Consider the following 23,752-nt stretch of genomic DNA (forward strand, 5'->3'; position numbering starts at 1 on the left):
TATAAAAAATAAGCTTCTGCAGCAGGCTGCAGAAGCTTTGAGATTTACATCATACCTTCATCCATAAAACTGTAATACCCCTCGCTACAAACAATGATGTGATCAAGTATTTGCAGGTCGAGCAACTTACCTGCTTCAGAAAGTTTTCTGGTCAATCTGATATCTGCCTCACTTGGGCTTGACTCTCCGGATGGATGGCTATGGGAAAGAATTATTCCACATGCACATGCTTTTAGTGCAACAGCGAATATGATTTTGGGATCGGCAATTGTCCCAGACATACCACCCTGAGAGATATTGACAATTCCCAGCACCCTGTTTCTACGGTTAAGCAATATGATTTTAAATTCTTCAACAAGTTCGATTTTGTTGAGATCCCAGTTGTTGAGTAGTATCTTATAGGCCTTACTGGCGCTGTCGATCTGTGGTCTTTCAACAGGTTTGAATTTTGGTTTGTAGCTGATTTCGATTTCTGCAAGGTTAAAAAGTGAGTTTTCCATAATATTTTGAATTAATTATGGTGCAGACAAAGGTTTGAGGGTTGCCAAAGCAAGAGAAGCAACGGAATAAATGGGAAAGAGGGAAAAGGCTACAGGAGGGTTTATGCCGGAATTTCTCCTTGTGTGTCAACCTTCAAGCCTAAATTTGTACAGTGATTAAATGACCCTCCCTGACCTTGACAACCTATCCCTATATTCTAGAATTTCGTCAATTGGTTTTATAAATCGCTCAGCGGATCCTAGTAAAGCAACGAGAAATCAGCAATCTGATCATGAACGCCTTTAATTTTTTCCTGTTTCGACAGCTCTTCCATGGTAAATCCACCTGAAAATGATGTTTACCTGTTAATAGACCATTGCGGTCAACAACCCTATACGCAGGTAAATCAGGACGTAACTCATGGGAATGAATCATCGCAATTCCAACCAATCTGGACGATTTGGCCGATCCCAAAGCTTTTGCAATCGCTCGGTAAGTTGTAACCCGACCGTATAGTATCAAAGCTACAAGCTCATATACTTTGCTATAAAAATCCGAACTTGATTTCAGGAGGTTTTGATTTGACATATTAAGAAAACATCGTTTGCTTTATTTGGTTTAATTAGCTTAGTAGCATAAACAAATCACCATGCCAGAATTACCTGATTTAGCCGTTATGGCTACGCGCCTGGAACAAAAATTAGCGCACCATAAATTAATCGATTTGAAACTTCACGTTGATCGTAAATGCAAGTCTTCTGAGCAGGAGCTCAAGGAAGCATTTGTAGGTCATTCGTTAAAACAGGTGTTCCGGGAAGGCAAGGAATTACGCTTCGAGTTTGCAGGAGGAAATATTTTAGGGCTCCATTTAATGTTACATGGAGAGATTAGATTAGTTAATGAGGACGAAGAAACTAAGTTCCCAATACTCCAACTTGATTTTAAAGACAATATATTATTCTTAACAGATTGGCAGAAACAGGCAACCCCAACATTAAACCCTGAAAAGTCAGCTGTACCTGATGCTTTGGAAATTAATGCAAAATGGTTGAAAGACGTACTTGCTAAAAAGAAAACTGATGTCAAAACGGTCCTATTGGATCAGAAAATAGTCAGAGGAATTGGCAACAGTTATTCTGATGAGATTCTTTACGATGCCGGGATTTCCCCATTATCGATTGCCAATGTTATCCCTGAAAAGCAAGTTGAAGTTTTAGCCAAGTCCATCCATAAAGTGCTGACAGAAGAAATCAAAAATTTGATGAATGCCAGCGAAGATCTGATTATTGGGGAGAACAGGGATTTTTTAAAAGTGCACCTACCGAAGACGAAAACAACAAAAAAAGGCGAAGAGATACTTATTTCCCAGAAAGGTTCACGTAAAACCTATTATGTCGAAAGCCAGAAGCGGTATGAATAATGGCTAACAAACACTGTATGTATGAACCCAGCGTGCTTCTTTTCATAATGAAGTGATTGATCATCCAACGGATTTCGCTAAAATTAAGTTGCTCAAAAGCGCAACTAATTTATTCGCTGATAATCTACTACTCGGATAATTGCTTTAATAATGCATTTAATCCACGGCCATCCTTTATGGTTTTACTTGAGGCCTATTGGGTGTAGGGAAAATAAATGATTCTAGACCTTTTAAAGTCAAGGTGAATTTCGTTGTTGCCAACCATATTGGTTGCAAAGCCTAGCGCTTTAAGTTTCTAAGTGCTTCCTTCAGTCTTTCAGGTTCTAACCGTGCCTGCTTTTGACCGTCAAGTCTTGGACTACGATAAATGTACTTTTTCTGGTATTGAAGCAGGCACCAAATGCCTTCCAGCTTTTTTCACAATAATCATCTTCCTTCCTATGGGATCCAAAGTTTTTCTGCCTTTATAGCGGTAATATGCGCTTACTACCTCTGCATGATGGCCATCAGGTATCATACACTTCGCGTGCATTCATAAAGGAAGTTGCTTTCTCACGCAATTGCTCCTCTAAAGCATACGCATCTGTTAAGGGCTTTACATTCGGAAGGCCTTTGACATCTTCAAAGCTGATATTTTTTGATTTCAGATGGGATTTTTTTGCCTCAATTTGTTTTGCAGCCACACTTCCTGGGTATAGTAAGGATGATTTAGGAGTAAGGGTTCGAGTTCCCCAGGTAGCTGGTGGTGGTGGTTCTGCAAGTTTAATTCACTTTTCTCAATTTCGTTGTTTATCTTATTAATTACTAGCTTCAAAACCCTGATAAGCAGGTGCAGATTCTACCTTCTCCATATTAATATAATCTTCTAGTTTAGAAAAGTCAAAGCTTTGAACTGCTTTCACAGCAGATTTTAGTTTTCACAGCTTATTCCTAATCTTAATGCCGAGTAATTGCGATTCCATCGGTTTATATTAGGTAAGACATAAGAAAAGAACACCAATTCAATTATTTAAGTCTTTAAATGTCTATCGTTTCCCTTTAGATAAATTTTTGATGAAGATTACGGAATAAGCACCAAGGAAGTAACAGACTTATAGAGGTCTATAAACAAAGATATCTCCCACCCCATTATATATATTTCTTCTACTGAAAGTTTAATACAATAATTACAGCTACCGGAAAATAATCCGCCCCAAATTATAGGTATTTCGTATTTTAATAGTTATGACTTTAGCTTTGGACGTGCATCTCATAATGGTAGGATGTTTAAGAATGTAAGTATATTTTTGATACTAATAATATTCACTATTTTTTGTGATGCCGCAGATAATGAAAAGATTTCTATTTAACGCCTCATCAATAGCTTAATTACGCATGTGTGCTACTAATCCGATCAAATTCATTAAACAAATTATACAATATAATAAGTCATTTTTACTTTCCAATATAGCAAACAATTGGGCATTTGTAAATGTTATAGATAAACACTTCCTAAAAATATTACTACACTTTGACCATAGACCAAGGATATGATCTACCTTTATCTGGTAATGATCCCGCAAATATTAAACTGCTAAAGTCCGCACTGGATTCATCAATTTCAGGCATTATCATCACAGATAACACGCAGTTCGATAATCCAATTATATATTGCAATAAAGCTTTCGAAAAACTCTCAGGATATGCTCGTGAAGAAGTCATCGGCAGAAACTGCCGATTTCTTCAGGGAAACGAACGTAATCAGAAGGCAAGAGACGGCATTAGAAAAGCAGTTATAGGTGGCGAGTCTATTACTGTAGAACTTCGAAACTACCGGAAGGGTGGAGAGTTGTTCTGGAATGAACTTTATATTTCCCCAATAACAGGGGATGATGGCAAGGTCACACACTTTATCGGTGTACAGAATGACATTACCAGAAGAAAAAATGCAGAAGAAAACTTACAGCATGAACGGGAGCAGGTCGAGCTTAAAATTGAAAAAAGAACCAGAGAATTAAACGAAAATCGGGAGTACCTAGATAGTATTATACAAACTATCCGTCAGGGGCTCATTGTTTTGGATCCTGAATACAAGGTTATATCAGCCAATGATTTTTTCTATAAAACTTTTAAGGTCGAAAAACGGGATACCATCGGCCGATCATTATATGATCTGGGAAATGGGCAATGGGATATCAAACAATTGCGAGAACTTTTGGAGAAAATACTACCTAGTAATAACCCTGTACTGGATTTTGAGGTTGATCACGAATTTCCCCATATTGGCAGAAAACTCATGCTGCTCAATGCCCATAGAATTGAATTGGAAGGCAGTTTTAAAGATAGAATTTTGATTGCAATCGAAGATATTTCAGAGATTCGGGCGTCAGAGAATAGGAAAGACGATTTTCTGTCCGTATCTAGTCATGAACTTAAAACGCCACTCACCACCATAAAGGGATATAACCAAACGATTTTAAAATTGTTGCCTGCTGACATAAATCCAAAAATACCCATAATGGTAAATAAGTCTGGCAAACAAATCGACAGGTTACAAAACATCATTACCAGTTTACTTGAAATGTCACGAATACAATCCGGCAAATTGGTGTTGGATGCAGAATCAATTGACATGAATATCCTTATTAAGGAGATGCTTGAAGACTTCCAAGAAGCACATCAGGATCATACACTAACCTTTGAAGGACAGACAAGGCAGACGGTACCTGGAGATGAATCACAAATTTCTCAAGTATTACAAAATCTAATAACCAACGCCATTAAATATTCTCCTGATGCCAGGGAAATCAAGGTGATGCTTTCTGAAGTAAGTAATTATATAAAAGTTTCCATTACCGACTTTGGATTCGGCATCAGTCAGGAGGATCAGAAAATGATTTTCGAACGTTTTTTCAGGGTTTCAAATATTCAGAAGCATTTTCCTGGCATGGGCATAGGCTTATATATCTGTGCCCAGATTATCAAGCAACACGGTGGAACGCTATGGGTAGATAGTGAGCCAGGTAAAGGAGCAACTTTTAGCTTTACCTTACCAATACATGGAAAGGAATCTGGTCATGAATAAGACACTTCTGATTTGTGATGATGATGTTGATATCATAGAAATGCTGGAAATCGTACTGGATGATAGCGGCTTTGACATTATCACTGAAGCCGACAGCAAAAAAGTTTTGGAATTAATTTCCAGCATAAGACCACAACTCGTTCTAATGGATTTATGGATGCCAGTGATATCTGGCGATCAGATATTAACGCGTATGCGGGAAGATGAAAATCTGGCCTCAATCCCAGTGGTGATCATGTCGGCTGCGCAGGATGGTAAACAAATTGCCTCCAAGGCAGGTGCAAATGGATATATTTCAAAGCCTTTTGATATCGATAAGCTAATGCAAAAGGTTAATGAATTTATGAGTTAAATATTTTTGATACGCAACTTATAACTTATTGTTAAGCTTAGCTGTTAGGCGTTCCTTGGTGTGTTTATGGCACAGACCCATTCATTTTTATGGCACCTTTCACATTGACTGGATTTAAAGAGGTCGGCAACTTTTGCGCAATGTGTACATGCATATAGCCCGCTGGTCGCAATCGTTTTAGATTTAGCAGAAAACGGCTTAGGATAAATCGGCATCCCGGGTTTAGTTTCTTCTGGACTATAAAATAAAAAACTCACCTGTCCATTTGATTCTAAAACGGCAGTTCTTACCTGCCCCAAATGCTCAATACTTTGAACACGCATTTCAGCAAAGAATTCATCCTGAGCAAAGTTTGCATCTCCTTCCTCTTGGAGCGTAAACATGCCATCTTCAATGATGTAGATTGGTTTACCTTCCAGTAAGTTTTCAATCCGCTGATTCTTTGAGGCCAGAAAAGTGATTATTCTGTAAATGACAAGTATTACCAGAAACACTAAAAGCGATGGCAGTATTGCTGATTCACTATTTAGCATCGGATCTCCTGCTGCCGAGCCCAGCGCAATGATAATGGCAACTTCAAAAATACTTAACTGCCGGACACCCTTTTTTCCGGAGGAGCGCAGAAATATAAGTACAAACACAAACATGATTACTGTTCTTATTGCAATTTCTACGACTAAAGACCAATCAAGGTCTTTTAAAAACACTTCCTTAAAATCTATAGAGAGGTTTATCATGCGGCCTCAGGTGTGGTAAAAGGGTGTAAATTAAATATTGCTTCCACCACCCTCTTAGATGCTGCCTCACCAAAATCCAACCCTGAGAAATCCGGATTATACCCACCGATATAAGGAACAGCCAGCATGAAAATACGCTCATTTGCCGCTCCATATATATCCAATACCTGGAAGCTATCATTAATGGCAATTCCTGGAACAAGCTGGTAATATTGCCCGTCAGCGAACCTAATTACTTTATTATCACCGTTTTTGTGAAGCGCCTCAGCAGTCTTTTGATCCTGAAACATCAGCATAGCAGATGCTACAGATCCTGATTCAATTAATCCTGGATACGGTAAATCTTTTAACTCCAAATGTGGTTGCCCGATGGCATCAACAAAGGTCTCATATTGCACGCTAACTTCTTCACCCTTCTCATCCTCATGAATATATAATATTTTATTTTCGTCGCTAATTGATACATCTGCCTTTTCGCCAACACTTACAATGTCAAGAATACCAGCTTGGTGTAATGCCATTAATTCATGGACGGAGCTTTGGGGCGCAAAAGCAATAACTACAGAAATTAGCGGCATTAAATGTTTTTTTAGCCGCGCCATATCTTCAGCGGAAAAGTGTTTTGCAGGATAATTCATTGCAAAACTCAAAACCGCGAGCATCTCTTTCCAGTTCACCGATTCCCTTTTTCTTATTGACCGCTCTGCCTCAACCATTTCCATCGCCAGAAGCTCAAAGGCTGAATGCTCATGACGCGTATGCATCATTTTCTCTACAAACTCTTCTATCGATAGGTTTTTTATTTGATTATAGAATCCCGGGTCTGATTCTTCAAGCGGTTCCAGAAAGTTTCGTTTTAATACGTAATCCAAAGGCAGAAAACCTCCATTTTTTTCCATTACAGTCTTTACTTCATCGTTCGATAAAACAGCATCTTTGGAAAGATGAGAATCCCCGAGATGAAATCTCACGGCAGGTAGTAAGCCACTGCGTGAATGCATTAGCATTTTAAAATCCGGGCTATCTTCATCCAAAAGATAATAAATGCCCCCGTCCGGTTTTTTAATAAACTTACCGTTTGCCCTGGCCAGCGTCCGGATGGCATCGATAGCAGTAAGTGAGGATCCCCTGATGGCTACTTTATGATTGGTGCGATGCGCCAATTTCTCAGGTGGGTAAGGCGAATCAAAGTAACCTTCCACCATGCCTTCATTTTTGGTTGGCCAATGGTGCCCACTGCAAATGATCACCTTATCGAATAGATCCTCGCTATCCCCACAAACAACTTTGCTCATGTTAAGCTCCGGCACATCGATGATATCGGTCACCTCACAGCCGTATCTTATATTTACTTGAATTTGCTTATCCTTTGCTTTTTTTATCAATCCAGTAAACTGGTCAGCAAGATATCTTCCAAAAAGCAATCTGGGCATAACCTTATACTCATTGAACTTATCTGCATTCAGGTCAAACCTATTCAGCGTATGTTTGTGTTCTGAATTTATCCAATTGGATACAGGCTCCAGCAAATCAGGAATTTCATTTCCCGATACATTGGTGATATGTTCATCCAGAGCCCCATCCCGGCTATAGGGCATACCGGCTCCTAAAAGTTGCTTTCTCTCATACACGGTTATTGAAAGATTAGTTTCATTTTGGTCTAGAAGAGATTTAAATGTCAGCAGTGCAGTAGGCCCACCACCGATGAGGGCTATATTAAGTTGTTTTTGAGTTTTCTCCATAAAGTAAGCGTCCTGTTGAACGTCTTCAAGTTAACCCTAATATGCTACTAAAAGTTTTTGATATCTTTTTGACTATGATAATCTTAAATAAAAATTCTCACAACTAACCAGAAAAACCATCAAACAATTATGGATGCTTCAGAGTTGATATGCTTGACAAAAACTTTAACCCCTAGATAATATATGGAAAACCATACGATGCTGCAGTACTTTGAATGGTACTATCCTAAAGACGGAAGTTTATGGAAAAAAATAAAAGATGATGCCGGCAGGCTTAATGCCATAGGCATTGATGCAGTCTGGCTTCCGCCGGCGCACAAGGGGATGGAAGGAGAATCTTCAACGGGTTATGATTCCTATGATCTATATGATTTAGGTGAGTTTGATCAAAAAGGCGGCGTTCGCACAAAGTATGGAACCAAGCAGGAGTACATTGATGCGGTGCTTGCAGCCCGAGCGGCGGGTATTCAGGTTTATTCAGACATTGTGCTTAACCACCTGGGTGGCGCGGATGATCATGAACCCGTTACCGTGCGAAAAGTCAATCCTGACAATCGCAATGAATTCATTTCCGAACCATTCGAAATCGATGCATACACTGTTTTCAACTACTCCGGACGAAAAGGTAAATATTCCCAGTTTAAATGGGATTTCCAGTGTTTTACCGGCGTAGATTATGATGCCAGAACAGAAGAATCTGCAATTTATAGTATTCAAAATGAATATGGCAGCGGCTGGGAGCATGTACTGGACACTGAAAACGGGAATTATGATTACCTGATGCTCACTGACATCGATTTCAGAAATCCACACGTGAGGGAGGAACTTAAAAAATGGGGAGAATGGTTTCATAATACTGCTGAAATGGATGGATTCCGTTTAGATGCAATCAAACACATGCCTGCTGAATTTTTCAATGAGTGGCTGGATCACATGCGTTCAGTGACGGGCAAGGAATTATTTACTGTTGGCGAATACTGGTCACCAGGTGATCTTCAATCCATGTTGGATTATATTAACGCGACCGGAAAACGGATGTCCTTATTTGACGCCTGCCTTCAGGCGAATTTCTCACGCGCCTCAAAGGAAGGAGAAAACTTTGATCTGACGACCATACTGCAGGGCACACTTGTTGAAGCCATACCCGAACTTGCTGTCACCCTTGTGGAAAATCATGACACCCAGCCCCTTCAATCCCTGGAGCAGACGGTAGAGCCATGGTTCAGGGCGCATGCCTACGCAATTATCCTGCTTAGAGAAGCTGGATACCCCTGCGTTTTCTATTCCGATGTGTATGGTTCAAGTTATACTGATAAAGGTAAAGATGGTTTTGACCACGAAGTTACAATGGAACGATTGCCCCAACTAGAGGCGTTGCTAAGTTTGAGAAAAGACAAGGCTTACGGTGAGCAAAAAGATTATTTAGATCACCCAAGCTGCATTGGATGGACAAGATCAGGGGATAATGAACGTGAGCATTCAGGAATCGCGGTGGTCTTATCAAACGGCTCTGCAGGAAGTAAAAGAATGGAAGTGGGTACTCACTTTGCAGGTAGCGTATTTAGAGATCACCTTTCGCATCATGAAGGAGAGGTTATTATCGGCGAAGATGGCTGGGGTGACTTTTACTGCGAGGCTGGTTCAGTTTCAGTCTGGGCAAAAGCTTAATTGAAGAATTAATTCTGATGGCGGTGGGTTAAATCACCGCTATCTTATACCACAACATCACCCTTCAATCTGGAGTGGCAAACTGAAATGAGCAACAGTTCCCTTGCCTTTGGGATTAGCTTCTATTTTGATTTCTCCACCATGGTGGGCAATAATCTCCGAACAAAGAAACAGGCCTATTCCACTTCCCTGTGCGATTCTACTCGTATCTTCGACTCTATAGAACTTTTCAAAAACTTTTGTTTGCTCGGTTTCGGATATGCCAATGCCATTGTCAATTACCGAAACTTTTATATTTCTATTTTCCCGAGCAATTTCAATTTCAACCTTAGATTCTCCAGGCGAATACTTGATCGCGTTATTAACAAGGTTTGTCAGCACCTGGGCAATTCGGTATCTATCAGCAATTACGGTTAGATTTTCGGTATTAACAGATAGTGTAAGTTCAAAATCATGGCTGGTAAGATTTGTGTTGGAAATAACTTCTAAAGCCAGTTCCTCCAGATTTACTTCCTCTTTTTTAAGGATCATTTCTGACTGATCGTGCAACCGCCCAATGGTCATTTCTTCCATTAGCCTTTCCACTTTTCCGCTGGCAGTGATTGCTCGCTCAGCAATAAGCTGATGCTTGGAATCGCCCGTTTTGGTAATGAATTTTTGTAGCAATTGTAAATAGCCCTTCACAACCGACAAAGGCGACTTAAGCTCATGGGTAGTAATGTTTAGCAGCTCGTCTCGCAGAATCTCTACACCTTTTTTATCTGATATATCGATGGTGGTGCCAATTATTCGAACTGGCTTGGTTTGCTCAAAAATGACTGTACCCCTGACCTGTAGCCAATGAATCTTATTATCATAATGTCTGACACGCACTTCAAAATCATATGTGGGTGTTTCAGGATTCATAGCCTGCTTTAACCCTTCCTCCCTGCGCCACCGGTCTTCTGGTAATATGGAATCAATTATCGTTTGCTCAGTAATGATTTCATTTGGTGATAAATGGAAGTTTACCCTGTTCTGGTCGGTACATTCAATCAGTTTGGTTTCTAGGTCAAGTTCCCAAAAGCCAAGCTTGACCTGGGCAAGGGCTATGGCCAGATGTTCCTCAGAAATCCTGGCAGAGTTAAAAAAGTTCTTTGGCAATTGTTTTACTATTGATTTTAGCAAAGTTAAGCTTTACCTGATAATCTGCAAAATAAGCCGTCTTGAAAATCTCAAATGAATGCAAACATTAATGGTGATGAGTGGTTAAATAAATACTCATTTGATAGAGGTTAATAATATATATCAGAAATTTTACTTAAAAAATTTAATTTGCTTTACGATGGATGATAATATATTACCTGAGATTAAACAATCATTTAATTTAGTGCCCAGCTGTTTAATGGTCATTTCTCCCAGCTTATCAATTACTTTGGTCAATCATTATTTTGCGGATTGTTTAAAGATTGATAGAGACATCATAATCAATATGGATTTAGCATCCGCTCTGAACCTAATCTTCAATAGCTCGCCGGAGCTCATCCAGGCGAATACACTTGACCTGGAACAGTGGCTTAAAACGAATAACAATACGCTTTCGTTACGCGCTACCCAAAACACTTTCAAAGCAAAGTTTGAGGGAATGTCCTATAACATCATATCGGGGGATAAAGGGTTGGAAGCAATCATTATAAACTTCGGAATCGGCGTCAGCGTTTGCAACAGGCAAAGCATTTCTGAGCGGGAGATGACCCTTCAAAATATGACCGATGATTCAGAAGTATTGATCAGCATAGTCGATGAATACGGTAATCTTGAATTCCGTAACCTTGCCTGGGAAAAGTTTATGGGAGATAGAATGCCTTCAGAAGGAAGGTTCAAATGGGAAGATCTGGTTCATGAAGATGATCTGGAGCCATTTCATGATAAGCTTTATGAAGCGATTTCAACGAGGGCTTCATTTTCAGCGGAGCTTAGGATGAAAGATTGTGATAACCTATACCGGTGGTTAAAGATTAAAGGTTCACCGAGGATAAATGCCCACCAAAGGTTTTTGGGATACATCTGCACCGGCATAGAAATCAGCGAGATAAAAAACCAGTTGACAGAACTTACCAGGCTCAATGAGGCGCTCCTATTTTCTAATGCCCAAATAGTTGCTCGAAAAGAAGAACTGCAGTCTGCCTTTGATGCAGCGGAAATGGGTAGCTGCAGTCTGGATATTGGAACATTGAAAGCAGAAATGTCCAAAGAATATCGAAACCATTATGGCCTGCCACTGCATGGGGATATTGACTGGCAAATGGTTACCCAGGCTGTAGAGCCGGAATACCGAGAAGAAGTAAACCGGGTACTTTATGAGGCAGCTGAACATGGTACCCCTGTGGATAGCACCTATCCTATCCGTCACCTTGTATCTGGCGAGAGAAAATGGATGCGGGTAGTTGGGAAAGTAAACAGGGCCAATACGGGAATACCTCAAACCGTGTATGCAGTGGTAATGGATGTTACCAGCAAGATGGAAGAAGACGATAGGAAAAATAAGTTTATTGAAATGGTCAGTCATGAGCTCAAAACGCCGCTAACTTCAATAGGTGGATTTGTACAGCTCTTAACCCATAAATATGATCATGGCAAGCAAATTGATACGGTCAACATTTCAAAAAAAATCCAGCACCAGCTGTCAAAAATGGGCAGGCTGATTGAAGGGTTTCTGAATATTTCCAGGATAGAGTCTGCTGAAATGAAGATTGAAAAGAAAGAATTTAATTTCTGTGCGCTCATAAATGAACTGAACGAGGAGTTTATCAATGATATCTCAACTCATACTATTACTGCTCCAAAGTGTGAAAGTCTAATAGTAAATGGGGATAAGGATAGAATTGGTATGGTAATACATAATCTTATCAGCAATGCGATAAAGTATTCTGCATCCGGATCTGAAATACAGATTGAATTCCGTGCTGAAAAACATAATCTGGTATTCAGTGTGAGAGATCAGGGTATCGGCATCGTACCAGGGGAAGAAGAAAAGCTATTCGGGCGCTATTTCAGAAGCAAAAACCAACGACTTTATACAATAGCAGGTTTCGGTATAGGACTTTATATCTGTGCTCAGATCATAAAATTACATGGCGGGAGGATATGGGCAGAGCGTGTTGCGGATGAAATTGGCAGCAAGTTTAGTTTCTCCATACCACAATCATTGGACAACTGATATCAAATCTATATAATATGTTAAATCTAACTGGTTAGAATCTCATAACATCTCGTAACCTTCCAGGGTTTCTAATTTATTAAAACGGATAATTTGTGGTATGGTTGAACACAACTGGTTAGCTCAGGCTAGATTATTAAAGCATATATTTGATTGAATAGTAGATTAGATTTTGATTTTCAATAACTCATTCTATTCAATGATATTCAAATTTTGGTGTTAAGCATTACCCTGTTATATCAAAGTACCTTAATGAGGCCCCTTCTATTTAATATTATCTTAGCTGCGCTCCAAACTTCTTTACCCACATTGAGAATTAAGTTTGCCTATTAATAGTTTAGATTTTTTTGAATACTACCAAAACTAACAAGCTTTCCTTTTGGGTACAACCTAGATGTGTGAATATTATATTAGTGAAACCTCATCGCAAAACACGAAAGTATTTATCCCCGACTGAATATTTTTCTTTAAGCTGTAAGTTTAATAACATCAATTAAGGCCAAGAAAAATTGTTTCTTAAAACGAAAAATTTAACAATCTTCATGAGCCATACGCTGTGCGAAGGAATGGTCAATTATTTTTTATTGGCAAAACTTAATTTCTAATATATATTACTGATGAATCTTGGACCGACTTACGAAAACAATATAAATCCATAATAACTAATACCTTTTAGTTTCCATCCAGCATTTTAAACTCAACATAGTACGCACAGTTTCTTATTGATAACGCTTTTTGGCTTAGCCGGAAGGATTTATACAAATCACTAAATTATAGATCTATAGAACACAAAATGGAAACTTAAAACATGCGAACAGAGTGCAATATAATAATCAATTGCTATTATAGGTTTTTACCTTCAAAAGGATCAATTAATTTTTTTCTAAAAAAGTTTTTCCAAAAAATAATTTAAATAACCTGTAACTTTTTTTTACTATTTGCGACCTACTGTCCAAACATTCAAAAATTGAAGAATAGTAACCTACATCAAACATTCGAAATGCTGATTAAAGATCATGAAAGAATGGTTTTTAAAATCTGCAGATTATATCGCAATACTGAAGATGACCGGCAAGATCTTTTTCAAGAAATCGTTATTCAACTTTGGAATGCCTATCCAAAATTCCGTGGTGAATCCCAATTTGGAACATGGCTTTACCGGATCGGTCTCAATGTAGCGATCACACAGTACAGGAAAGGTAAGAAGAAAATATACACCACTGATATCGAGACATTAAACATAGAGTTAGCCGAGCACGCATACGGTGACTCGGAAGAGGCAAAGTTTCAAAGCATGTACGCCGCAATTGAACAATTAAATGATATTGAAAAAGCAATAGTTATGCTTTATCTAGAGGATAAATCTTATGAGGAAATGGAAGATATCCTTGGAATAAGCAATGGGACACTCAGGGTAAAAATGAACCGCATTAAAGAAAAATTACGCCAACTGACCAAAAATATATAATAATGGAACTCGACGACTTAAAACAGGACTGGACGCTTTCCAGCCAAAAATACAAAGCCCCAGTTCACAAACTTGATGAACTACTTAGCAAAAAAGGTAATGATTCGCTGGGCAAACTGAAAGCAAAGTATAAAAAACAGATGGTTTTACTTCCACTTGTAGCAGCATTTCTAACGGTAGCCATGATCGTTAAGCCAGTTTTACAGCAAAGTGCATTTATCTGGTTTATTATACCCATTGCTTTGATGCTTGCATTAATGTATTACCGTGATTACAAACTGGTAGAAAAAATGGAAGATGCCAATACAGAATCAGTGAAAAGCAGCATACAAAAAAACATGCATCTTTTGCAACAAAATGCCAGGCATCACCTTGTTTTCGCTAGAATATTCCTGGCAGCATTCATCATCATCCTCGAAGCAACAATGTATTTTCAACCGGATAAAGATTTTGCATTCTGGAAAACCGTAGCGCTACCGTTAAGACTGATCATTTACGGAGTCGCAGGATTTTTACAGCCCTACATTACAAAATATTTTTTCGATCATCATTTTGGAAAGTACATAAAAAATCTTCAAGCCCTTTCTGAGCAGACTACCTAAACAAATAATATATCACATTTAAAATACTCTTGTATAAAATACATTAAGGCTATTGCTATGCCTTTTAAAACCAAACATTATGAAAAAAATAATTCTTTTATTGTTATTGCTGGCCACTTACCGGGCATCAGCTCAGGAATTTAAAATCACTGATAGCATTGTTATAAAGCTTAAAGGCGGCAGTGAATTAACCGCAATTGTAACGCAAAATAAAGCCATAAGCAAACCGCTGCCAGCAATCGTGCGGTATTCCATTTATACAAACCTGGAGGCTGATAAATTCTTCAATTCTATTGCCTGTCTCAGGGGATATGTAGGCGTGACAGTTTATTTAAGGGGCAAATATTTGAGCAGTCAAAAAGCTGAACCTTTTGCCCATGATGCTGAAGATGCTTACGAAATGATTGACTGGGTTAGCAAACAATCCTGGTGCGATGGAAAAGTGGGTATGTATGGTGCCAGTTATCTGGGATTTAGCCAATGGGCATCCGTTAAAAACCTTCATCCAGCATTAAAAACAATAGTCCCCCAGTCTGCAGTTGGTATTGGTGTTGACTTTCCATTCCACAACAACATTAACTTAGGTTATAATTTAAACTGGATTCATTATGCAACTGACAGCAAGGTACTGGATAGTAAAAGCGTACAGGAATTTGCTGATCGAAAGAAATGGTCTAATGTATTTAACGAATGGTTTGTAAGCGGTAAATCTTTTGCTTCGCTGGATAGTATAGAAGGCAGGCCAAATGAGCAGTTTCAGCAGTGGTTAAGTCATCCTTCTTATGATGATTACTGGAAAAAATTGACCCCGACCGCAGAGGAATACGCAAAGCTAAATATACCTGTATTAACAATAGCCGGGTACTATGATGTTGACCAATCCGGGGCAATGCATTATTTCAGAGAACATAATAAAAACAATAAATATGCAAACCATTATCTGGTCCTGGGGCCCTATGATCACTTTAGCCTTCAGCAAATGACGATGCCAGCTTCGGTTGGTGGCTACAAAATTGATTCCGCAGCAATTTTTAAGGTTTACAAACTCACGTTCGACTGGTTTGACCATATACTTAAAAGCGGCCCTAAACCATCTCTGCTAAAAGAAAAGGTTAACTTTCAGGTAATGGGTGCAAATAGATGGGAACATGCCGAAAGCCTTGAGAAAATTACCATAAAAAAATTAAACTATTTTCTGAGTGCAGTAAAGGAGAGTGATATCTATAAGCTTAGCAAATCATCTGGGAACAAAAATGAAATTATTCGCCAGCGCATTAACTTCAAAGATAGAAGCAGCACCATTTCAGCTGGGAATGCGCTTGTTTTGGATACTTTATTGCATACAGATAAAAACAGTCTTGTCTTTGAAAGCGATGCGTTTGAACAACCGATGTCTATTGCGGGCTCGCTTGATGGGGAATTGAGTTTGAGTTTAAATAAAAAAGACCTTGATATTACCGTGCAACTCTATGAAAAATTGGCGAATGGCAGTTACTTACGATTATATAATGACATGTTAAGGGCGAGCTATGCTAAAAACCACAGCAAGCGTCAGCTCTTCATACCTGGAAAAACAGGTAAAATAAAACTTACAGGTAATACCTTTTTCGCTAGTCGCAAGATAGCTAAAGGATCAAAATTGATTTTTATTTTAGGCGTTCCATTGGACCCCGGTATGGAAATTAATTATGGGACAGGGAAAATTGTGAGTCAGGAAACCATCGCTGATGCAGTTGATGACCTTCAGCTTGAGTGGCATCCAGATAGCCATATAAGCCTTTCAGTGTTGCCAGGCTAATGAAATTTATGAGCTTCTCATCATCAGATACGGATATATATTAGATGATCTATATCAACCTAACCTCGCTATATCATTTGTAATTATTTTAATAGTCAACCATAAAATGCTTTTAGCTCACATGCTTCAATTCAAGAAAAGGGTAAATTGTCTTACCAAACAATAGTATTCCTGCCTACTATATCTTTCTTTCAGCCGTAACTTTATTCGCACCAGTTACGGCAAAGAGCAAAATCGTTTTACATAATGATCCCTAGACAATTGGAAAATACTACCATACGCTATGAAACTGATTTTGAAAAAGAACTTATATGGACATTCCTTATGCTAATACAATTCTCGAATGGTGACTATGTTTAACTAAAAACCAACCATAATTCTCTAAAGTTATCTGATGACTGACAATGCTTTCATATTGCCGGGAAATTTAAAATAATCATGAGTTTCATTTATATAATTGATTTTTTCAATATCCGAAACTTTGGCTGATTTGGATCCAGTTCGGATATAATCGCCTATTTTAATGCATTCCAGACTGCTTTGAGAAGTAAATTTATCAATACGCATAAAGCAACATTATTTGATCTGTTTCTGAAAAATTGTCTGGTAGTCGTGGGGACTGTATATCTTAAAATTAACTGCCTCGTCCAATTCATCAAACAGTTTTTTAACAAAAAAATATTTGCTTAATAAAAAGAAGCAAGCCGCGGTTTGTGTTTGGAATCATTAATCGAAAAATAGCGACCTTAGAATCGTTATCATCGTTCGGTAGAAAAATCGCTTTGCGGCTTGCTTCCCAGTCGCGCTTATCCACCCAAGGACCGGTATAGACCGATCAAGGCAGCATAAGATGCCTGTTTAAGATCTATCTGCTCCATTTCAGCATTTAACACACTGCCCTGCGCAACGATAACTTCCAGGTAGCTGGCATAACCTGCCAGGTATAGATCATTTGCAGTGGAGACTGCATTCTTTAATTCTGCAACTTCCGTCGTTTTATAATCATATGCCTGTTTATAATTTTCCAGTGCAGAAAGCTGCATGGTTACTTCCTGGTATCCATTAATTAAGCTTTGCTGATATTGGTAAAATGCTGTTAGCTGAGTAGCGTTAGCAACCAGATTGGTATTTTTCAAACTTGCTCGATTTAAAATAGGAGCCGTTAAGCCGCCCAAAAAACCCGCAGCCAGTGATCCCGGCGAAAATAATAAAGGAAGTCTAAAACCATTATAGCCCGCATATGCATCTAGCGTTAAGGTTGGCAAAAAAGCTTTTCTTGCAGCAGAAACATCAGCTTTAGCGGCTTTCAGTTCTTCTTCTGCCTGTTGCACATCGGGACGATTTAATATGATTGCCGATGGCAGGCCCGCGTAAACCTGTTTCGGAAGCGGTAAGTTTATGGCTGAAGTATCTCGGCGAATTTTTTTTGGATAACGGCCAAGCAGTAAATTCAGTTGGTTTTCAACTCGGGTAATGGCCTGCCTGATCTCAAACTGTTTTCCCTGCGTAGCCGTCCGCTGCGCTTTAAACTGGCTCACCGCTAAGGCAGTAGCCCTGCCTCCGGTCATTTGTGCTTCTACCACTTCAAGTCCCTTATTCTGCAACTTAATATTTTCTTTTAAAATCTTCAACCGTTTATCCAAAGCTATAAGTTCATAGTACAATGACGCCACCTGACAGGTCAATTGGGTTTGATACCATCTCAGTCCTTTCGTAGTGGACAGATAGCGGTGGAAGGCCGCCTCTTTTCTGTTAGAGAGCTTACCCCAGACATCTATTTCCCACGAACTTCTGAATCCAGCGAAGTAATCAGGTGTCGGGCTGGGAATTTTCTGGTTGGCATCAATATTTTCCGAGAAATTGGTATCATAATTACCTACACCATTCATCGTATATTTCCCAAAATGATCTAACCCTCCGGAAACACTTGCACGAAGTGTAGGTAAAAGTGCAGCCTTGCTCAAACGGAGATTTGCGCCCGCAATCAATACCCGTTGAATGCCTGATTTCATATCCAGGTTTTCTTTTAAAGCCGTAGCGATAAGGGTATCGAGCTCACTTTGGGTGAATATTGATTTCCATCCCAGCGCTTCTTCCGGTGCAGCCTCGACTGCATTAAATTTCTCAGGCATTTTCGCGGCTTCCGGCAGGGCAACCTGTTTTACAGTATTGCATGCTGACAATAAGATAAGGACTGCAGGAAAAATATATTGTTGTATCGTTTTAAATTGATTTCTTTTCATAATATTAAGAATTTTCGGATGGAACAATTGCTTTGTCCTGCTCGCGTGTTTTGGGCGCCAATAAGGCATATAAACCAGGGATGATTAAAACGCCGAAAAGCGTACCTATAAGCATACCGCCTACCGCAGTCATGCCAATAGATCTGTTCCCGATAGCCCCGGCGCCAGAGGCGATACATAACGGAATCAAACCGGCAACAAAAGCGAAAGAAGTCATTAAGATCGGGCGTAACCTTGATACCGCACCTACCCTGGCCGCTTCGATCACAGTTGCTCCTTCTTTTCTTTTCTGTTCTGCAAACTCGATGATCAGAATTGCATTTTTACCTAAAAGGCCAATCAACATTACCAGGGCTACCTGAGCATAAATATTATTTTCCAATCCCGCTATTTTCAGCGTAAAGAATGCGCCAGCAATTCCAGCGGGCAAAGATAAAAGCACTGGCAGCGGAAGCAGAAAACTTTCATATTGCGCAGCTAAAAGCAAATACACAAATATCAAACAGATGATAAAAATATAGACGGCCTGATTTCCAGACAATATCTGTTCGCGTGTCATCCCTGACCATTCGATGGTATATCCCCTTGGCAGTTTTTCTTTTGCGGTGGCTTCTACCCGGGCAATGGCCTCACTGCTGCTATGACCAATAGCGGCCTCACCGGTGATCATCGCAGAAGGATACATATTATACCGGTTAATCTGCTCCGGCCCGTAAACTCGTTGCAAAGAGATAAAAGTGGAATAGGGTACCATTTCTCCCCGATCATTCTTTACATAAAGCTTCAGCAGATCTTCAGGTTTGCCCCGGTATTGCGGATAAGCCTGCACCATCACCTTATACATTTGTCCAAAGCGAATAAAGTTAGTAGCATAATAACTTCCAATAAGCGTTTGTAAGGTGTTCATCGCATTGTCGATGGTCACCCCTTTCTGGGCGGCCATATCCTGATCCACATTGATTAGATATTGGGGAAAATTCGGATCGAAACTGGTGAAAGCACCTGAAATACTTTCGCTCTCATTGAGTTCCTTCAAAAATGCCTGGGTGACCCCTGCCGTTCGGCCCATATCTTCTCCCTTGTTCTTATCCAGCAAACGGAGTTCAAATCCACTTGCATTCCCAAAACCAGGAACCGTAGGAGGAGAAAAAAACTCGATCGATGCATCTGATATGTGGCGTGTTTTCTCCTTCAGTTCAGCAATCAATTCATCCACACTTTCTTTTCTCTTGTCCCAGGGAGAGAGATTGATCATGCCCATCCCGTAAGAAGCGCCTGTAATTTCACTCATCAGACTGTATCCAGCCAAAGTACTTACGTTTTCTACTGCACCAAATGATTGGGTAACTTTTTGAACCTGATCCAATACCTTCTCGGTCCGCTCTACAGTGGATCCGGGAGGGGTAGTGACATTGATATAAATCATTCCCTGATCTTCTGTGGGAATAAATCCCGATGGCAGGATGCTGATCCCTAACCAGGTGGCGAGGATAAAGAAAACCAGCATGATCAAGGTCACCGGCTTTCTTCCGGTAATGCTTCCGATCAGACTTCCGAATTTACGTTCGGTTTTATCATAACCTTTATTAAATAAAGTAAAAAATCTTTGCAACAAGCTTTTTTTCTTCTGGTGTGCAGGATCATGTTTCAACATCAAAGCACACAGCGCCGGGGTTAGGGTTAGGGCATTAACACCAGAAATAACAATGGATATGGCTAGCGTCAAAGAAAACTGCCTGTAAAATACACCGACAGGCCCTGACAGAAATGCAACTGGAATGAATACTGCAGACATCACCAAGGTAATGGCCACGATAGCCCCACTAATTTCCCTCATCGCTGCGATTGTAGCATCCATTGGGGAGAGATGATCCTCAGACATCTTTACATGCACGGCCTCGACCACAACAATTGCATTATCAACTACAATTCCGATGGCCAACACCAGCGCGAAAAGCGTTAAGATGTTGATCGAAAAACCCATGATCTGTAAAAAGGCCAAAGTGCTGATCAAAGCAACCGGAACAGCCAAAGCGGGTATAAGCGTGCTTCGAAAATCCTGCAGAAATATAAACACCACAATAAACACCAAAATGAAAGCTTCGATGAGCGTCCGCAAAACTTCATGAATACTGGCATCAAGAAAACGCGAAACATCATATGCATAGTTATACTGCATTCCCGGAGGAAAACTTGTTTCCTTCAGTTCGGCCATTTTGGCTTTGATGTTATCAATCACCTCGCTGGCATTTGAACCAGGGCGTTGCTTGATCATGATCGAAGCCGATGGGCTCCCATCGGTTTTGGAAACCATATCATAACTCACCGTTCCAAATTCCAGGTCTGCAACATCTTTCAAACGAATCAGCGCACCGTTACGGTCCGCTTTGATCACCATTCTTTCATAGGCCTCCATGCTGTTAAACTTACCCCCATATTTCAGTACATATTGCTTAACTTCGCGGCCCGTACCCGAATTTTCACCTGCAACACCAGGGGCTGCTTCAATATTTTGCTTGCGCATCATACCTACAATATCATCAACTGATAAATTGTAAGACTTCATTCGGTCAGGTTTGAGCCATACCCGCATCGAATAATCACGGGCCCCCATAATTTCCACGAAACCAACGCCATCAATACGTTTGAGTTCCTGCAATACATTGATATCAGCAAAATTGTAGATGAACTCTTCGTTCATTTCTTTATCGGTACTGGTTACATTTAAGTAAAGCAGCATGCTGTTGACCTCTTTTTCAGTGGTAACCCCCGCTTTAATTACTTCTTCGGGTAACTCATCTAATACCGTAGTGACGCGATTTTGCACGTTCACTGCAGCCTGATCGGGATCCGTACCTACATTAAAAAAAACCTGTACCAGCGTCACCCCGTTGTTGCTGCTGACTGAGTTCATATAAGTCATGCCGGGAACGCCGTTTATCGCCCGTTCCAAAGGTGTGGCTACTGCTTTTGCACAAACCTCGGCATTGGCGCCATTGTAACTAGCGGTTACCACTACAGAGGGTGGAACGATGTCTGGAAACTGTGTAATGGGCAGCTTGAAAAGAGCAAGCACGCCCAGTAATATTAAAACTAAAGAGATGACCAGTGAAAGCACAGGCCGTCTGATAAATGTCTCTACCATTTGTATTTACAATTGAAATGCATCGCCATGCGCAAAGCACAGGCAGCATTGATCAAGAAAGATAAAATTGATTATTTGCTGGCTAAAAGTTTTTTCATGGTTGTATAAACCGGTTTGATCACCTTTCCATCACGAAGTTCCTGAACGCCTTCATAGACAATGACTTCCCCTGGCTTCAAGCCTGAACCAACTACATAATAGCCTGACAAGCTTAGTTTTGGAACAAAACTCCTCATCTTGACTATATTGTTTTTATCGAGCACAAAAACATAGCTCTTATCCTGGATTTCAAAAACTGATTTTTGAGGAACCAGGACACTACCTGTCAACCGGGAGTTTAAACGGATTTTTCCCGATACACCATGTTTAAGAATGTGGCCTGGATTATTGAACATAGCCCTGAATGCAATCGATCCCGTATTGTCCGAAAAAGCGTTTTCATGTGTCTGGATTTTACCTTTTACAGGGTAAATGCTTCCATCTGACAGAATCAGCGTGGTTTCTTTATCATGGTCGAAACGGCCTTTACCATTTCGAACGAATTGCAGATATTCATTTTCCGAAACGTCAAAATAGGCATACATCTGTCTGGTGTCGGAAACTGTAGTAAGCAATGCACCTTCTTCGACTAAACTCCCCGCTTTAAGCGGTAATCGGTCTATCCTGCCCGAAAATGGAGCCCTAACTTTTGCATAGGTCAGTTTTTGATTCGCATCGTCAATCATTGCTTTGGCAGTTTTGATTCTCGATGCTGCCTCGGATAATTTGGCTTCACCCAATGATAGTTCCGATGGGGATATTACCTTTTTATCCACTAAAGTTTTGATTCGTTCTAGCTCAACCTCGGCAATACTGGCCGCTGAGAGCGCACTTGCCAAATTAGCCTTAGCCCTATTTAATGCAATGGAATATTCCCTGTCGTTCAACTGAAATAGCAACTGTCCCTGCTTCACCTGCTGACCTTCGTCTACCATCACCCGGTCAATAAATCCGTGCATCCGAGAACGCACTTCCACATTTTTGATTGCCTGCATATCGGCAACATAATCATTCGTTAACGAGGTGTCCTGTGCTTCTAGTTTGAGTACAGGTATCTCTACTATATCCTTTGTATTATTATTGGTATTGCCATTTTTGCAGGCGCCGAAAGCCAATGCAAGCATAGGAATTACCATCCGTCTTAGTTTCATTGTTGTGTGTTATTTCTGAAAATGAAGCATAGCATTACAGCTTCAGTTGAAAATTATTTAAGATACATTAATACCTATTGAATAGGCGAATAGAAAAATTAAATAATGCTTTTAGAAATAAGTTAAACGGTAAAGAAAACCATGTTGGCCGCAAGAAATCTGCGGCTGTTGATAGCCGGTTAATGAATGAGGAATTGTATAATTCTGGGTGATCCTTTTAGCGAAAGGCTGTATATTAAGCCCGGAATCATTAAGGTGTTTGTATTTTTTACGGTATTTGTTTGCCTTGGTTTTGACAAAGCTAAAATGATGATCGATCTGCTGATTGTCCAGACCCACAAATTCCGTTACCTGTTCTCCGATATCCTCCAAATGAGAACCAACCTCCTGCCCTATACTGGGAATTAATGAATTTAAAAGCGCAAAAAGCACCAGCACCAGCGTGAAAACGGTGTAACGTAAAGCCTGTATTGTACGGGTTATAGACGTGTGGTTTCTTGACATTTTAAAAAACGGATCCCGGCAAAGATAGAAAAAGCGATATAAAACAATCCAGGAGTAATGTAACAGAATTGAAACTTAGGCGTGGTTTATTGATTGAAATAACTTTGAGATGTTCTGTTAACATTCTGGTAAGATTATCG

General features: G+C 39.9%; 18 protein-coding genes. 8 read left to right on the forward strand and 10 right to left on the reverse strand.

The annotated features are described in order from the left end of the window. Window positions 1-44 precede the first annotated feature (44 nt). Together R2Q70_RS19025 and R2Q70_RS19030 are read right to left on the reverse strand one after the other, a co-directional pair. Entirely contained in the window at window positions 45-500 is a 456-nt protein-coding gene (locus R2Q70_RS19025) for a JAB domain-containing protein (protein ID WP_316809133.1), read from the reverse strand. A gap of 229 nt (window positions 501-729) precedes the next feature. Further along, entirely contained in the window at window positions 730-1,068 is a 339-nt protein-coding gene (locus R2Q70_RS19030) for an MGMT family protein (RefSeq protein WP_316809134.1), read from the reverse strand. Between the two features lie 61 nt (window positions 1,069-1,129). Between R2Q70_RS19030 and R2Q70_RS19035 the strand changes: the two genes are divergently transcribed. Next, window positions 1,130-1,900, forward strand: coding sequence for a DNA-formamidopyrimidine glycosylase family protein (locus R2Q70_RS19035; protein WP_316809135.1), 771 nt, complete (start codon window positions 1,130-1,132; stop codon window positions 1,898-1,900). A 506-nt stretch (window positions 1,901-2,406) separates the two neighbouring features. Here R2Q70_RS19035 and R2Q70_RS19040 read toward each other — a convergent pair. Then, on the reverse strand, window positions 2,407-2,583 hold the full coding sequence (locus tag R2Q70_RS19040) for a hypothetical protein (protein WP_316809136.1): 177 nt from the start codon (window positions 2,581-2,583) through the stop codon (window positions 2,407-2,409). An 827-nt stretch (window positions 2,584-3,410) separates the two neighbouring features. Here R2Q70_RS19040 and R2Q70_RS19045 point away from each other — a divergent pair. Continuing rightward, window positions 3,411-4,964: a PAS domain-containing protein gene (locus R2Q70_RS19045; protein ID WP_316809137.1), complete on the forward strand. Its 1,554-nt coding sequence runs from the start codon at window positions 3,411-3,413 to the stop codon at window positions 4,962-4,964. Further along, on the forward strand, window positions 4,957-5,316 hold the full coding sequence (locus R2Q70_RS19050) for a response regulator (RefSeq protein WP_316809138.1): 360 nt from the start codon (window positions 4,957-4,959) through the stop codon (window positions 5,314-5,316). Before R2Q70_RS19045 ends, R2Q70_RS19050 begins: the two co-directional genes overlap by 8 nt. Before the next feature lie 44 nt (window positions 5,317-5,360). On the opposite strand, the gene R2Q70_RS19055 is transcribed toward R2Q70_RS19050, so the two are convergent. Together R2Q70_RS19055 and R2Q70_RS19060 are read right to left on the reverse strand one after the other, a co-directional pair. Beyond that, window positions 5,361-6,053, reverse strand: coding sequence for a DUF421 domain-containing protein (locus tag R2Q70_RS19055; protein ID WP_316809139.1), 693 nt, complete (start codon window positions 6,051-6,053; stop codon window positions 5,361-5,363). Beyond that, window positions 6,050-7,795 carry an FAD/NAD(P)-binding protein gene (locus R2Q70_RS19060; RefSeq protein WP_316809140.1) on the reverse strand — a complete coding sequence of 582 codons (1,746 nt, stop codon included), beginning with the start codon at window positions 7,793-7,795 and terminating at the stop codon, window positions 6,050-6,052. The genes R2Q70_RS19055 and R2Q70_RS19060 overlap by 4 nt, the downstream gene beginning before the upstream one ends. A 183-nt stretch (window positions 7,796-7,978) precedes the next feature. Here R2Q70_RS19060 and R2Q70_RS19065 point away from each other — a divergent pair, with 183 nt between their 5' ends. Continuing rightward, entirely contained in the window at window positions 7,979-9,463 is a 1,485-nt protein-coding gene (locus R2Q70_RS19065; protein WP_316809141.1) for an alpha-amylase, read from the forward strand. Between the two features lie 57 nt (window positions 9,464-9,520). Here the strand turns inward: R2Q70_RS19065 and R2Q70_RS19070 are convergent, their stop codons facing one another. After that, the gene (locus tag R2Q70_RS19070; protein WP_316809142.1) at window positions 9,521-10,606 is read right to left on the reverse strand and encodes a PAS domain-containing sensor histidine kinase; all 1,086 of its coding nucleotides are present in this window, start codon (window positions 10,604-10,606) and stop codon (window positions 9,521-9,523) included. Window positions 10,607-10,787: 181 nt separating this feature from the next. On the opposite strand from R2Q70_RS19070, the gene R2Q70_RS19075 reads away from it, so the two are divergent. The 4 genes from R2Q70_RS19075 to R2Q70_RS19090 all read left to right on the forward strand — a co-directional run bounded on the left by R2Q70_RS19075 (window position 10,788) and on the right by R2Q70_RS19090 (window position 16,530). Continuing rightward, window positions 10,788-12,662, forward strand: a complete 1,875-nt coding sequence (locus R2Q70_RS19075; RefSeq protein WP_316809143.1) for an ATP-binding protein — start codon at window positions 10,788-10,790, stop codon at window positions 12,660-12,662. A gap of 1,000 nt (window positions 12,663-13,662) precedes the next feature. After that, window positions 13,663-14,130 carry a sigma-70 family RNA polymerase sigma factor gene (locus tag R2Q70_RS19080; protein WP_316809144.1) on the forward strand — a complete coding sequence of 156 codons (468 nt, stop codon included), beginning with the start codon at window positions 13,663-13,665 and terminating at the stop codon, window positions 14,128-14,130. Between the two features lie 2 nt (window positions 14,131-14,132). Further along, window positions 14,133-14,732 (forward strand): hypothetical protein, encoded by a 600-nt coding sequence (locus R2Q70_RS19085; protein WP_316809145.1) that lies wholly within the window; start codon window positions 14,133-14,135, stop codon window positions 14,730-14,732. 79 nt (window positions 14,733-14,811) lie between these two features. Then, window positions 14,812-16,530 (forward strand): CocE/NonD family hydrolase, encoded by a 1,719-nt coding sequence (locus R2Q70_RS19090; RefSeq protein WP_316809146.1) that lies wholly within the window; start codon window positions 14,812-14,814, stop codon window positions 16,528-16,530. Between the two features lie 806 nt (window positions 16,531-17,336). On the opposite strand, the gene R2Q70_RS19095 is transcribed toward R2Q70_RS19090, so the two are convergent. The 4 genes from R2Q70_RS19095 to R2Q70_RS19110 all read right to left on the reverse strand — a co-directional run bounded on the left by R2Q70_RS19095 (window position 17,337) and on the right by R2Q70_RS19110 (window position 23,612). Beyond that, the gene (locus R2Q70_RS19095; RefSeq protein WP_316809147.1) at window positions 17,337-18,773 is read right to left on the reverse strand and encodes an efflux transporter outer membrane subunit; all 1,437 of its coding nucleotides are present in this window, start codon (window positions 18,771-18,773) and stop codon (window positions 17,337-17,339) included. 4 nt (window positions 18,774-18,777) lie between these two features. Further along, window positions 18,778-21,918, reverse strand: a complete 3,141-nt coding sequence (locus R2Q70_RS19100) for an efflux RND transporter permease subunit (RefSeq protein WP_316809148.1) — start codon at window positions 21,916-21,918, stop codon at window positions 18,778-18,780. Window positions 21,919-21,989: 71 nt separating this feature from the next. Continuing rightward, window positions 21,990-23,108, reverse strand: coding sequence for an efflux RND transporter periplasmic adaptor subunit (locus tag R2Q70_RS19105; protein ID WP_316809149.1), 1,119 nt, complete (start codon window positions 23,106-23,108; stop codon window positions 21,990-21,992). 111 nt (window positions 23,109-23,219) lie between these two features. After that, a complete protein-coding gene (locus tag R2Q70_RS19110) occupies window positions 23,220-23,612 on the reverse strand; it encodes a hypothetical protein (RefSeq protein ID WP_316809150.1) in 393 nt (130 codons plus the stop codon). Between the last annotated feature and the right edge of the window lie 140 nt (window positions 23,613-23,752).

Origin of the sequence: Pedobacter agri (assembly GCF_032678665.1) — a bacterium.
Taxonomy (GTDB): domain Bacteria; phylum Bacteroidota; class Bacteroidia; order Sphingobacteriales; family Sphingobacteriaceae; genus Pedobacter; species Pedobacter agri_A.